The sequence below is a fragment of the Phaeobacter cretensis genome (genome assembly GCF_047372505.1).
GTDB classification, from domain to species: domain Bacteria; phylum Pseudomonadota; class Alphaproteobacteria; order Rhodobacterales; family Rhodobacteraceae; genus Phaeobacter; species Phaeobacter cretensis.
Genome location: NZ_JBKBEU010000001.1, coordinates 2,646,344 through 2,659,759, shown reverse-complemented (window position 1 = coordinate 2,659,759; position 13,416 = coordinate 2,646,344). Strand labels below are relative to the sequence as shown.

14 protein-coding genes are annotated in these 13,416 nt (G+C 54.1%); 7 read left to right on the top strand and 7 right to left on the bottom strand.

All coding sequences use genetic code 11. The features are described from left to right. Positions 1 to 36 precede the first annotated feature (36 nt). Both ACEWZM_RS12705 and ychF read right to left on the bottom strand, forming a co-directional pair. Positions 37 to 957 carry a nucleoside hydrolase gene (locus tag ACEWZM_RS12705; protein WP_414006778.1) on the bottom strand — a complete coding sequence of 307 codons (921 nt, stop codon included), beginning with the start codon at positions 955 to 957 and terminating at the stop codon, positions 37 to 39. 154 nt (positions 958 to 1,111) lie between these two features. Continuing rightward, complete coding sequence (gene ychF, locus ACEWZM_RS12700; RefSeq protein WP_414006777.1) at positions 1,112 to 2,209, bottom strand: redox-regulated ATPase YchF; 1,098 nt, start codon at positions 2,207 to 2,209, stop codon at positions 1,112 to 1,114. Positions 2,210 to 2,508: 299 nt separating this feature from the next. Here ychF and ACEWZM_RS12695 point away from each other — a divergent pair, with 299 nt between their 5' ends. The 7 genes from ACEWZM_RS12695 to ACEWZM_RS12665 all read left to right on the top strand — a co-directional run bounded on the left by ACEWZM_RS12695 (position 2,509) and on the right by ACEWZM_RS12665 (position 8,593). Then, complete coding sequence (locus tag ACEWZM_RS12695; protein ID WP_414006776.1) at positions 2,509 to 3,021, top strand: acyloxyacyl hydrolase; 513 nt, start codon at positions 2,509 to 2,511, stop codon at positions 3,019 to 3,021. A 118-nt stretch (positions 3,022 to 3,139) separates the two neighbouring features. Next, complete coding sequence (gene trpA / locus ACEWZM_RS12690; protein WP_414006775.1) at positions 3,140 to 3,931, top strand: tryptophan synthase subunit alpha; 792 nt, start codon at positions 3,140 to 3,142, stop codon at positions 3,929 to 3,931. A 158-nt stretch (positions 3,932 to 4,089) separates the two neighbouring features. Then, on the top strand, positions 4,090 to 5,253 hold the full coding sequence (locus tag ACEWZM_RS12685) for an alpha-hydroxy acid oxidase (RefSeq protein ID WP_414006774.1): 1,164 nt from the start codon (positions 4,090 to 4,092) through the stop codon (positions 5,251 to 5,253). Positions 5,254 to 5,378: 125 nt separating this feature from the next. After that, entirely contained in the window at positions 5,379 to 6,008 is a 630-nt protein-coding gene (locus tag ACEWZM_RS12680) for a 50S ribosomal protein L25/general stress protein Ctc (RefSeq protein ID WP_414006773.1), read from the top strand. A 192-nt stretch (positions 6,009 to 6,200) separates the two neighbouring features. After that, positions 6,201 to 6,956: an aminoacyl-tRNA hydrolase gene (gene pth / locus ACEWZM_RS12675; protein ID WP_414006772.1), complete on the top strand. Its 756-nt coding sequence runs from the start codon at positions 6,201 to 6,203 to the stop codon at positions 6,954 to 6,956. A gap of 77 nt (positions 6,957 to 7,033) precedes the next feature. Continuing rightward, positions 7,034 to 8,197, top strand: coding sequence for a serine hydrolase domain-containing protein (locus tag ACEWZM_RS12670; protein ID WP_414006771.1), 1,164 nt, complete (start codon positions 7,034 to 7,036; stop codon positions 8,195 to 8,197). Positions 8,198 to 8,206: 9 nt separating this feature from the next. Beyond that, a complete protein-coding gene (locus ACEWZM_RS12665; RefSeq protein ID WP_414006770.1) occupies positions 8,207 to 8,593 on the top strand; it encodes a DUF2237 family protein in 387 nt (128 codons plus the stop codon). Between the two features lie 76 nt (positions 8,594 to 8,669). Here ACEWZM_RS12665 and trpB read toward each other — a convergent pair whose 3' ends face one another. The 5 genes from trpB to rpsA form a co-directional block, all read right to left on the bottom strand. Next, positions 8,670 to 9,923 carry a tryptophan synthase subunit beta gene (trpB, locus tag ACEWZM_RS12660; RefSeq protein WP_414006769.1) on the bottom strand — a complete coding sequence of 418 codons (1,254 nt, stop codon included), beginning with the start codon at positions 9,921 to 9,923 and terminating at the stop codon, positions 8,670 to 8,672. Positions 9,924 to 10,058: 135 nt separating this feature from the next. Then, on the bottom strand, positions 10,059 to 10,712 hold the full coding sequence (locus ACEWZM_RS12655) for a phosphoribosylanthranilate isomerase (RefSeq protein ID WP_414006768.1): 654 nt from the start codon (positions 10,710 to 10,712) through the stop codon (positions 10,059 to 10,061). An 8-nt stretch (positions 10,713 to 10,720) separates the two neighbouring features. Next, a complete protein-coding gene (locus ACEWZM_RS12650) occupies positions 10,721 to 11,071 on the bottom strand; it encodes a lipopolysaccharide assembly protein LapA domain-containing protein (protein WP_414006767.1) in 351 nt (116 codons plus the stop codon). Continuing rightward, positions 11,071 to 11,355 (bottom strand): integration host factor subunit beta, encoded by a 285-nt coding sequence (gene ihfB, locus ACEWZM_RS12645; protein ID WP_414006766.1) that lies wholly within the window; start codon positions 11,353 to 11,355, stop codon positions 11,071 to 11,073. Before ihfB ends, ACEWZM_RS12650 begins: the two co-directional genes overlap by 1 nt. A 343-nt stretch (positions 11,356 to 11,698) precedes the next feature. Next, a complete protein-coding gene (gene rpsA / locus ACEWZM_RS12640) occupies positions 11,699 to 13,378 on the bottom strand; it encodes a 30S ribosomal protein S1 (RefSeq protein ID WP_414006765.1) in 1,680 nt (559 codons plus the stop codon). Positions 13,379 to 13,416: the final 38 nt, after the last annotated feature.

The window sequence follows — 13,416 nt, the reverse complement described above, 5'->3', positions numbered from 1 at the left end:
GCTTAGACAGCTTAAAGCTTTGAATTCAAGATCTCTTTAGGGAAGCAACGCAAGGCGCTTCACGAACAGGGTCTTAACCGCTTCCGCGTCGACAGCCATATAAACATCAATCGGCTTACGATCGACATCCGCGGCCAGGCGGGTTTCACCGGAAGTTTCGCCATCACATGACACTTCCATTGCAACACACCGGGCCGTGAACAGCTCCGGATGCGTACACGCAATAACTGCAGCGGGGTCGTGCAATGAGCAGCCATCAAATTTCCCTACCGTTTCGTAGAAATGCAAATAGAACACTGACATTTCCTGCAGCATCCCGCCCAACTCCGGCGATTGCGCGGCAATTGAGGAGAAGTCATCCTTGGTGCAGAGGATTCGATGCGTGACATCAAGACCAACCATTTCGACCTTGGCGCCTGAGCCAAATACAACATCAGCGGCATGGGGGTCATGATAGATATTGGCCTCTGCATGAGGGGTGATATTGCCCCCCTCTTCCAGTGATCCACCCATAATGACGATACGTTTGACGTTTTTCACAAAGTCAGCATCGCGCTGGATCGCATGGGCGATATTGGTCAGGGGACCAATAGGGCAGACCACAAGCTCTCCCTTGTGCTCTTGTGCCATACGGATCAGAAAATCAGCCGCATCTTCATTCAGCGCCTGACCTTTCGGAGCTTTGGCCGGAATATCGCCAAAGCCTTCGGCGCCATGTACATGGGCAGATGGCGTGAAGGGAGGCAGCACCAATGGGGTCTCTGCACCATGCGCCACGGGCAGATCCAAGTCCGCCGCTTCCAACAGACGCAGGGCGTTACGGGTTGCCGTTTTGGTGGTCACATTGCCAAAGATTGTGGTGAGCCCCAGAAGATCGATATCGGGTGCTGCAGCAGCGTAGAAAATCGCCATCGCATCGTCGATACCGGGATCAGTGTCGATGATCAGCTTTGTCATTTTTATCCTTCCGACTGACTAATCGTGCGGGTTTAGCATTTCCGTCGGCGGCAACTCAAGTCTGCCACTTTCTGAAACGAGCGACAGCTGTATCAAGAAAAAGCCCACCTTCGATTGAAGACGGGCACTAGTTTCCATGCTGAATTGGGCGCAATCAGTTGTTGAACAAGAAGTGCAACACATCGCCGTCCTTAACGATGTAGCTCTTACCCTCCGCCCGCATCTTGCCAGCCTCTTTCGCGCCCTGTTCACCGTTACTGGCGATGAAATCGTCATAAGCAATTGTTTCAGCCCGGATGAAACCTTTTTCAAAATCACCATGAATAACACCCGCCGCTTGCGGCGCCGCAGTGCCATTGCGGATCGTCCAGGCGCGGGCTTCCTTTGGACCAACTGTAAAATAGGTTTCCAGATGCAACAGATCGTATCCTGCGCGGATCAGACGATCGAGGCCCGCCTCAGACAAACCCATTTCGGAAAGAAACATCTCAGCTTCATCCGGTTCCAACTGGCTGATCTCTTCTTCGATCTGAGCTGAGATGATGACATGACTATTGCCCTGTGCCGCGGCCATCTCTGCCACTTTTTCTGAGTAGGCATTTCCATCAACCGACTCCGCCTCACCCACGTTGCACACATAAAGCACAGGTTTGCTGGTTAGAAGCTGCAGCATTTTCCAGGCTTTCGCATCCTCGGCATCAACTTCGACCAGACGAGCAGGCTTACCATCCTCCAGCATCGCCTGCGCCTCAGCCAGCAGGCGGTCTTGCTGTTGGGCCTCTTTGTCGTTGCCCTTCAACTTGCGAACCAGATTGGCACGACGTTTTTCGATGCTTTCAAGATCTGACAGCATCAACTCAGTCTCGATCACTTCTGCGTCGGTCACCGGATCAACGCGGCCATCCACATGGGTCACGTCTCCGTCTTCGAAACAACGCAGCACATGGGCAATGGCATCGGTCTCCCGAATGTTTGCGAGAAACTGGTTACCTAGGCCCTCGCCCTGGGACGCGCCCTTAACAAGACCTGCGATATCCACAAATGTCATCCGGGTCGGAATGATTTGCTTTGAGCTCGCGATTGCCGCCAGCTTGTCCAGACGGGCGTCCGGTACGCCAACTTCGCCAACGTTTGGTTCGATAGTGCAAAACGGAAAGTTCGCCGCCTGCGCCGATGCAGTTTTGGTCAATGCGTTGAACAGAGTCGATTTACCAACGTTCGGTAAACCCACGATTCCCATTTTAAAGCCCATATCGGCCTCCTGATGCCACTTGGGAGGTGCTTCTAGGCACCATTTTGAACTGACGCAAGCGCGCATCTGTTGCCCCGTGATCTGCATAGGCGCGCAAGTCCCGGTTCTCTGCTACTCTCAAGCACATGCCGACGACCTCAACGCAGATCCTCTAGACAAGGCAAAGCTAGATGCAACCACTTGGAGATACTCGCGTTCCTTTGAACGAAACGTGATTCACATTGATCCCTCACGATGTCGACATACCTCATATTTAACGGGCATCCCAGACAAGCCGACCAACAATGAGACGATCAACGATGAGACTGCGCTATTTCGCTAGAGCCTCTTCCCTCGCCTGTATCCTAGTGCTTGCAGGCACCATCCCCTCGATCGCTGGGGACTGGATCTTTGCCGCAGGCTATTCCAGCTTTTCCCGTGAAGGCGCAGAAGACAGCGCGCTGGTATCAATTGAATACCAACACGGCGCTTTCTGGCAACGTGGCAGTTTCGACGCATCTTTCGGCGCGGCGCTCGATGTTCAAACCACTGGCGACCTGTTTATCGGGGCCGGAGTAGTCGGAAAATGGGCGTTGCAGCATGGCTGGTTTATTGAAACCAGTGTTATGCCCGGCGCATATGCTGAGAGTGTAAGGCTGAACGATCTCGGCTCGACGTTTGAAATCCGCAGTGCGTTTGTCGTTGGCAAGGAATTCGATAGCGGCAAATCCCTGTCGCTGGCCCTGACACATAAATCCAACGCGTCAACTGCGAATATCAACCCAGGAGTAAACACACTGTTGCTGCGTTGGCATGTCCCATTTGAGGACTAAGCGGGGCTGGGGTGCCGTGATGCAATTAATGCCAGATAGTGCAGCAAAAAAGGACGCGGGATTGATTTCCTCTGCAACATTCGGCACACCGGGGCAGACACTCCTAAAAGGCCCGATCATGACCCGCATTGACGCCAAATTCGCCGAATTGAAAGCTGCCAACAAGAAGGCCTTCGTTGCCTATGTTATGGCGGGCGATCCTGATTTTGACACCTCACTCGAACTTGTCAAAGGCCTGCCTGCGGCGGGTGTAGACGTTATCGAATTGGGCCTGCCTTTTACCGACCCGATGGCAGATGGTCCGACCATTCAGCTGGCCGGCCAACGTGCGCTTGCATCCGGCATGACATTGGAACGAACATTGGAACTGGCGCGCGCGTTCCGAACCGAAGATGACACCACTCCGATTGTGATGATGGGTTACTACAACCCAATCTACAGCCGCGGTGTCGAAAAATTCCTAGACGATGCCAAAGATGCTGGCATTGACGGATTGATCGTTGTCGACCTGCCACCAGAGGAAGACAGCGAGCTATGCTTGCCAGCGCAGGAAGCCGGCCTGAACTTTATCCGCTTGGCCACTCCGACAACCGATGACAATCGCTTGCCCCGCGTCCTGCAAAACACCTCTGGTTTTGTATATTATGTCTCCATTACCGGGATCACCGGTGCGGCCGAAGCTGAAGCCACCAATGTCGAACCGGAAGTCGCCCGGATTAAAGCGAGCACCGATCTGCCAGTGATCGTCGGCTTTGGCATCAATACCCCTGAGAAATCCAAGGCCATCGCCTCGGTCGCGGATGGAGCAGTCGTGGGGTCTGCCATTGTTAGCAAGATCGGCGAGGGCCTACCCGTCAAAGATGTCCTCAGCTTTGTAAAAACTCTTTCAGACGGAGCTCACGCCGCATAGTCGCAGGCTGCCTTCGCCCAACACATCACCCAACAAAACGGCCGCACCATCCTGTGCGGCCTTTTTTGTCATTGCCTACGCTGTGCATGCATCCCGCATTGCATAGCGCTCAATCAATTGGTAAGAAATTATTACCGCACAAAGTCGAGGACGGAACAGTGCCGATCATTACCAATATCGACGATCTAAAACGCATCCATGAACGCCGCGTCCCGCGCATGTTCTACGATTATGCAGAAAGTGGCAGCTGGACCGAACAGACGTTTCGCGACAATACCGGTGACTTTGAAAAAATCAGACTTCGCCAGCGTGTAGCAGTTGATATGGTCGGGCGTAGCACCGCCAGCCAGATGATTGGTCAGGATGTGGCAATGCCCGTTGCATTAGCGCCCGTCGGCCTGACCGGAATGCAGCACGCCGATGGCGAAATCAAAGCCGCGCGCGCAGCCGAGGCATTTGGAGTGCCTTTCACCCTATCAACGATGTCCATCAACTCGATCGAAGAAGTCGCCGAAGCGACCACAAAACCCTTCTGGTTTCAGCTCTACACCATGAAGGATGACGACTACATGCGCCGACTGATCCAGCGTTCCAAAGATGCCAAATGCTCCGCCTTGGTCATCACATTGGATCTGCAGATCTTGGGCCAGCGCCACAAGGATCTAAAAAACGGGCTATCTGCACCGCCGAAACTCACACCCAAAACGATTGCCAACCTGATGACAAAATGGTCCTGGGGCATCGAAATGCTGTCAGCGAAGAGACGCAACTTTGGCAATATCGTTGGCCATGTAGATGGCGTTTCTGACGCATCATCCTTAGGCGCTTGGACGGCAGAGCAATTCGACCCCTCTCTCGACTGGAGCAAGATCGCAAAGTTAATCGAGATGTGGGATGGCAAGGTCATCCTAAAGGGCATCTTGGACGTTGAGGATGCTAAGATGGCGGCCAACCTTGGTGCTGATGCAATTGTCGTCTCCAATCACGGTGGTCGCCAACTGGATGGCGCACTCAGTTCCATCCAGATGTTACCCGCCATTATGGACGCCGTCGGAGATCAGATCGAGGTTCATCTGGACAGTGGCATTCGCTCCGGTCAGGACGTACTGAAGGCACTTGCCTTGGGAGCCACAGGCACAATGATTGGGCGGGCATTTATCTACGGGCTTGGTGCTATGGGAGAACTCGGCGTGACCCGCGCACTGGAGGTGATGCACAAGGAACTAGACACCACCATGGCCCTATGCGGTGAAAAATCCGTAACGAGCCTCGGGCGTCACAACTTGCTCATTCCAGAAGACTTCGGTGGCCGCTGGCAGTAATATCTGCAGCCTCGGTCCGATATCCGGTTTGCAGCTTGCAATAATTGGCAATCCAGTCTATGCGCACGTCTTCACGCGGGGTGACAGCCTTGGAGGCACCCCCATTGTCAAATTGGAGAATTATTATGGCTGGTCAGATTCCTGATCTTGTTTGCCAAGAACGTACGGGGTCGGGCAAGGGCGCCGCTCGTGCGGCACGTCGTGCTGGCATGGTTCCTGGTGTTGTATTTGGTGGCGACGCCGATCCTGTGTCGATCCAAATCCCCTTTAACGAACTGCTGAAGAAACTGAAAGCCGGTCGCTTCAAGTCCACATTGTGGAATCTGAAAGTCGAAGGCCAGGAAGACGTACGTGTGATCTGCCGTGACGTTCAGCGCGACGTTGTTAAAGACCTGCCGACACACTTCGACCTGATGCGCCTGCGCCGCACCTCGAAGGTGAACCTCTTCGTTCCTGTTGAGTTCATCAACGAAGAAGAGGCCCCCGGCATCAAGCGTGGCGGCGTTCTGAGCGCTGTGCGCCCCGAAGTTGAGCTGGTTGTAACCGCAGGTGACATCCCTGAGAAACTGGTTGTTGATCTGGCAGGTCTGAACGTTGGCGACACCGTCACCATCTCGTCGATCAAGCTGCCTGAAGGCGCAAAACCGACCATCGATCGCGACTTCGTTGTGGCCAACATCTCTGCTCCATCGGGCCTGAAGTCCGCAGACAACGAAGAGTCTGCAGAAGAAGCCGAAGTAGCTGTAGAAGAATAAGGTCTGACCGTAAGGTTCTGGACCAGAGAGCGAGGCCAGGTTTGGCCTCGCTTTTTTTTGGCTGATAGACACCGCAATGGGTAGTTACACTGCCCGTAGCAAAATCTACCGAAGGTCTGGATTTTTCTCCCCAAACCCGTCATCTAGCCATCCAAGACAGTAAGCCACCCTAAACGCATCGGTGAATTGCCCATGAAGCTCTTTGTTGGTCTCGGAAATCCCGGTGCAAAATACGCAGGCAACCGGCATAATATTGGCTTTATGGCGCTGGATCAGATTGCCACCGATCATGGATTCTCGCCGTGGAGATCCAAGTTTCAGGCACAGATATCCGAAGGCCTGCTTGACCGAACTAAAGTGCTTTTGGTCAAACCTCAGACTTTCATGAACCTGTCCGGTCAGCCCGTCGGTGAAACTATGCGCTTTTACAAGCTCGACCCGGGCGATGTAACTGTCTTACACGACGAACTTGACCTGGCCCCCGGTAAAGCACGCGTAAAACAAGGCGGCGGCCACGCAGGCCATAACGGGCTGCGTTCGATTCACTCACATATTGGTGCCGATTACGAACGCGTACGCTTAGGAATCGGCCATCCTGGACATAAAGACGCCGTAGCAGGGTATGTGTTGCGTGACTTCACAAAAGCCGACGAGGCATGGCTGGATGATCTGATGCGGGGAATTTCGGACGGGGCAGCCCATTTGGCAGCAGGGGACGGCGGCAAATTCATGAATGCTGTTGCACTACGCGTCGCCCCGCCTCGCAGCTCTAAATCCGGCGCAGCGCAAAAGGCGCAAGACACAAAGCCGGCGCAAACGAAGACTCCACCCACTGAGGCGTCAAACGCGCAAAAAAAACAAGCCGCGCCTGCGAAGCCGTCAGCCCAAGACGCGACCGGTGACGCACCCCATTCCGCCATAGCGCGACTTTTAAATAAGTTCAAATAAACGTAGTTTCCGTTGCGTCATATTTGCACGTCCGGACCACGGCTGGCTAGGCTTAGCCGTGTCCGAGGAGGGTTATTATGGGCAGATTTATAAAATTATTTTCTTATTTTCTCATTATGTTACTGATATTCGCAGCTGGAGCCGCCTATTGGAAACGTGACTCTATACGCCGCTTGATGGCCGTGAATACGTTGTTTAACGAGGAACGCATTGTTTCCAATTTTTCAAATATGAATTCCGCATTCCTAACGACCTCGCTTGATCGAGGCGACGGTCCTGTCAGCACCTTGCCTGACGGCGTAGGGATGACGCTACCTGCGGGCGCTAAAGACTGGATTGAAGAGCGCAAGGTCACTTCCCTACTGGTGTTAAAGGGCGGGCAGATCCGCCATGAGAGCTATCATCAAGGCACCAAAGCGGAAGATCTGCGGATATCCTGGTCAATGGCCAAAAGCTATCTCTCCGCGCTTTTGGGTATTCTATTGCAGGAAGACCAGATCCGCTCACTCGATGATCTTGTTATCGACTACGCGCCGGAACTGAAGGGCAGCGCATATGAAACGGCAACCATTCGTAATGTCCTCAACATGGCAAGCGGTGTGAAGTTCAACGAAGATTATCTGGACTATGATTCAGACATCAACCGAATGGGGCGCACCCTGGCACTAGGTGGCACGCTGGATGATTTCACCACTGCCATGACCGAAACCGTGGCCCCCCCCGGAGAAAAGTGGCAATACGTCTCCATCGATACCCATGTTCTGGGTATGGTTATTCGCGGCGCAACGGGGCGCTCCGTCCCTGATCTGCTGTCAGAAAAAGTCCTGCAGTATCTCGGGCTGGAACAAGGGGGTTACTATCTTACGGATGCCGCCAGTGTTGCCTTTGTGCTTGGCGGGATCAATCAGACCACACGCGATTACGCTCGTTTTGGCCAGTTGGTTGCACAGAATGGTCGCTACAACGGACGTCAGATCGTTCCACAAGCCTGGGTCGCTGCCTCGACCCGCCCATCTGCCCCAACCAAGGCAGACCGGATTGGGTATGGGTTTCAGTGGTGGATCCCAAAGAACGCTTCACCTGGTGAATTTCTGGCCAGAGGTGTCTATGGGCAATATATCTACATCAACCAAGGTCGTAACGTTGTCATTGTCGTAACAAGTGCTGATCGGGAGTTCCGCAAACCCGGTGTAAGTGATGAGAACGTTAAAATGCTGCGCGCATTGGCCAAATCGCTGTAGGATCAAAACATGGACCAAGACGAAAGCATAAATGTACTGGGGGGCGCTCTTGCCCTTTGCTCTACCGCTCCTGTGACCGGTTTCTTTCGGGACGGGCATTGTAACACCTGCGCGCAGGACCAGGGCAGCCATACGGTCTGCGCTGTGATGACAGACGAATTCCTCGCCTATTCAAAATATGTTGGGAACGATCTTTCGACGCCCCGACCAGAGTTTGGGTTTTCCGGCTTGAAAGCAGGTGACTCTTGGTGTCTCTGTGCCGGTCGGTTTTTACAGGCTGCTGATGAAGGCTGCGCGCCGATGGTCAATCTTGCGGCCACGCATAAACGCGCACTGGAGATCGTACCGCTCAAAGTGCTGGAGGAATTCGGCTTACCAGCACACCCTAGTCTGTAGCGAGCAGACCCGTTCTCAAACCATAAAAAAGGCGCCCGTAATGCGAGGCGCCTTTTCTCTTACTTGCCTCTAGCGGTTAGTCGCTATCACGACCCTCGGTATCGGACATGTCAAACCCGAGGTGACGCGCTACAGTGAAGATATCTTTGTCGCCACGACCACACATGTTCATCACGAGAATATGGTCCTTAGGCAAGTCGGGCGCAATTTTCATCACATGTGCAAGCGCGTGACTGGGCTCAAGCGCTGGAATGATACCCTCCAACGCACAAGAAAGCTGAAAGGCCTCAAGCGCCTCCTTATCGGTGATCGAAACATAGTCGGCGCGGCCGATGTCACTCAACCAGGCATGTTCCGGCCCGATGCCGGGATAGTCGAGACCCGCAGAAATCGAGAAGCCTTCGAGGATCTGACCATCGTCATCCTGCAGAAGATAGGTCCGATTGCCATGCAGCACGCCGGGGCGGCCACCGGTCAACGAGGCGCAGTGCTGCATCTTCTCGTCCACTCCCTTGCCGCCAGCTTCGACCCCGATAATGTTGACAGATTTGTCGTCAAGGAACGGGTAAAACAAACCCATTGCATTGGAGCCACCACCGATCGCGGCAATCACCGTATCAGGTAAGCGCCCCTCGCTCTCTTGCTCTGCAAGTTGCCAGCGAACCTCTTTGCCGATCACCGCCTGAAAATCACGCACCATCGCCGGATAGGGGTGCGGTCCAGCTACGGTCCCAATGCAATAGAAGGTGTCGTGCACATTGGTCACCCAATCGCGCAGAGCATCATTCATAGCGTCTTTCAGCGTACCACGACCAGAGGTCACCGGAATAACCTCAGCACCCAGAAGACGCATGCGGAACACGTTAGGGGCCTGACGCTGCACATCGTGAGCCCCCATATAGACCACGCATTTTAGGCCAAACTTTGCGCAGACTGTCGCGGTAGCGACCCCATGCTGGCCGGCTCCGGTTTCGGCAATGATCCGGTCCTTGCCCATACGGCGAGCAAGCAGAATTTGCCCCAGAACATTATTGATCTTATGCGCGCCGGTGTGGTTCAATTCGTCACGCTTCAGATAGATCTTCGCGCCACCAAGATGATTGGTCAGACGCTCCGCGAAATAAAGCGGACTCGGGCGACCCACGTAGTTCTTCCACAGGTCGTCCATCTCTGCCCAGAATGTCGGGTCGTCCTTGGCGCGATCATATTCCTCTTCCAGGCTTAGGATCAGTGGCATTAAGGTCTCACTGACAAACCGACCACCAAAAATACCAAACCGCCCCTGTTCGTCGGGGCCGTTCATAAAGCTGTTGAATAGATCTTCGGCCATGGTTCTTTCCTTCTTCGCGGCGCTCGATATGAGTATAGCGCGACCCGCCCCGGGTAAAGAGAGAGGCAGCGGTTTATCGGTCCTGATATGCAATGTCGCTTCGCTGAAACCGTGTTTAGTTCTGCTTGTGTCGTGTCAACGGCGTGGAACGCATGCGGTTTCGCAAAACGCCTTTATCCTTGCAGGATCTTTGACGCCGGGCGCGCGCTCCGCACCGGAGGCGACATCAACCTGACGCGCACCTGTAACCCGGATCGCCTCCGCTACATTTTCTGGGGTCAAACCACCCGCAAGCATCCACGGAGTGCGCCAGTACTTCTTCCGGGCTAACAAGCCCCAGTCAAAGGTCACGCCATTGCCACCAGGCAAAACCGCATCCCTAGGCGCCTTAGCGTCGACCATAATCTGATCGGCTACGGTTTCGAAGGTTTCAATCCGCTGAATGTCCTCTACGTTGGAAACGCCCAGAACTTTCATCACTGGCAGACCGTAGCGCGCCTTAACCTCGGCTACGCGTTCGGGGGTCTCCTGACCATGCAGCTGCAACATGTCCAACGGCACGCGACCGGTTATCGCATCAAGCGTTTCGTTGTCGGCATTTACGGTCAAAGAAACTTTGCACAGCCCGAAAGGCGCATTACCTGCCAGTGTCGCGGCTTCCTCAATGAGAACAGAACGCGGTGACTTTGGGAAAAAATTGAAACCAACATAGGCTGCGCCCGCTTCAGCCGCAGCGACGATATCCTGCGGAGTTTTCAGCCCGCAGATTTTTACCCGAATGTCCATCATATGACGCGTCAGCTCGCTTCGTCGAGTATTGCGAGGACCTCGTCCTTGCCCTCATGTTTTTGCTTTTTCAGACGGTTTACCTCGCGCGCGAGCTTTTTCGCTTCACGAGCCTTCTGATCAGCTTCTCGACGGTGCTTATGTTCACGCAGCCATTCGATGACAAAGCCAATGATCAGGCCAACAGCAATGCCACCCAAAACAACGACAAAAAGCGGAAGCTCGATCCTAAAATTATAGCCAACAAACTCAGCCAGCGCTGTAGGCATCAGCTTGAGTTCAACAAGCCCCCGATTTGCCAAAGAGATCGAGATCAGGGCAATGGCAATTACCCCAAGGTAGGCATAGCGAATATAACGCATCAAGCTTTTCCGTTCAGGCGGTCTCTCAAGAGTTTACCTGTCTTGAAGAACGGCACATGTTTTTCCTCAACATGAACGGTTTCACCGGTACGGGGATTGCGACCAACGCGCGAATCCCGCTGTTTCACTGAAAAGGCGCCAAAGCCTCGCAGCTCCACACGATCACCGCGCGCCATAGCGTCGGTTACCTCTTCAAATACCGTATTAACGATCCGCTCCACATCACGCTGATACAGGTGCGGGTTTTCGTCTGCAATCTTCTGAATCAATTCCGAGCGGATCATTTCTCGGCCCTCCCAAGCCAAGCTAGGCACAGTTTCTATCCATAGACTATAGGTACAAAACCTCTAACCGGGAACAGTGGATGCAGGCCTGCCCCATAAATAAGTCAGTGTTTGCCTATCATTAGGCATATTCAGACGCCTTCACCTCCCAAACCAGGGCTATAGCGACCAAAATTCATCAGCTGGAGGAAGGATGAGTTTGTGATTCGCAGTCGAGCATAGAGATGCTGCTCCGCTTCAATCTCGCCACAACGCGTGTTCTTGCAACCTGCGACAAAAGGAAACGGCCCCACCTCTGAGAGGTGGGGCCGTTCAAAATCATCAGCTAAGCGCGCTACTGAAATCAGTCGCCGGTATTCAGAGCTGCGCCCAGAATGTCGCCCAGCGACGCGCCGGAATCGGAGGAACCATACTGCTCGACGGCTTCTTTTTCTTCCGCGATTTCGCGTGCTTTGATCGACAGACCCAGACGGCGAGTTTTGCCGTCCACATTGGTCACGCGCACATCAACCTTGTCACCAACCGAGAAACGCTCAGGGCGCTGTTCGGCACGATCACGAGACAGATCGGAGCGGCGGATGAAGGACTTCATACCTTCGTATTCTACTTCGATGCCGCCTTCTTCGATCGCGGTGACATTCACAGTTACGATGGAACCGCGCTTAACACCGCCCACTGCTTCTGCGAACTTGTCGCCACCTAGTGCTTTGATCGACAGGGAAATACGCTCTTTTTCAACATCCACTTCGGAGACAACGGCCGAAACCATGTCGCTCTTGCGGTAGTTCTGGATCGCATCTTCGCCACGCTCGTCCCAGCTCAGGTCGGAGAGGTGAACCATACCGTCGATGTCGCCGTCGAGGCCGATGAACAGACCGAATTCGGTGATGTTCTTGACTTCGCCTTCGACCTCAGTGCCCTCGGGGTGTGTTTCTGCAAACACTTCCCATGGGTTACGCATGGTCTGCTTGAGGCCAAGGGAGACGCGACGCTTGGAACCGTCGATTTCCAGAACCATAACGTCGACTTCCTGGCTGGTCGAAACGATCTTGCCAGGGTGAACGTTTTTCTTGGTCCAGGACATCTCGGACACGTGAACCAGACCTTCAACACCTGGTTCCAGCTCAACAAATGCACCGTAATCAGTGATGTTGGTAACGCGACCCTTGTGTACGGACGACAGCGGGTACTTGGCACCAACCAGATCCCACGGATCTTCCTGCAGCTGCTTCATGCCGAGGGAGATACGGTGAGTCTCTTTGTTGATCTTGATGACCTGAACCTTGACGGTTTCGCCGATCGACAGGATCTCTGAGGGATGGTTCACACGGCGCCATGCCATGTCGGTGACGTGCAGCAGGCCGTCAACGCCGCCGAGGTCTACAAACGCACCGTATTCGGTGATGTTCTTGACCACGCCGTCAACCGCTTGACCTTCGGAAAGATTGCCGATGACTTCAGCACGCTGTTCGGCACGCGATTCTTCGAGAATGGCACGACGGGACACAACGATGTTGCCACGACGACGGTCCATTTTCAGAATCTGGAACGGCTGCTTCAGACCCATCAGAGGGCCGGCGTCGCGCACAGGGCGCACGTCAACCTGCGAGCCGGGCAAGAACGCAACAGCGCCGCCCAGATCGACAGTGAAGCCGCCTTTGACGCGGCCGAAGATCGCACCTTCGACGCGCTGATCGTCGGCATATGCTTTTTCCAGGCGATCCCATGCTTCTTCACGACGGGCCATCTCACGCGAGATGACAGCTTCGCCGCGGGCATTCTCAGCCGCGCGCAGGTAGACTTCCACCTCGTCGCCAACAGAGATTTCGGGTGCTTCGCCAGGGTTTGCGAATTCTTTAAGCTCAACGCGGCCTTCCATTTTGTAGCCGACGTCGATGATAGCCTGGCCCGCTTCAATCGCGATAACCTTGCCTTTTACGACAGACCCTTCTTCGGGTGTGTCCATTTCGAAGCTTTCTTGCAGGAGGGCTTCGAATTCCTCCATCGATGTTGTTTGAGCCATGTGGTCTCAGGTTTCCTTTACAAATCGGTTTTATCTGG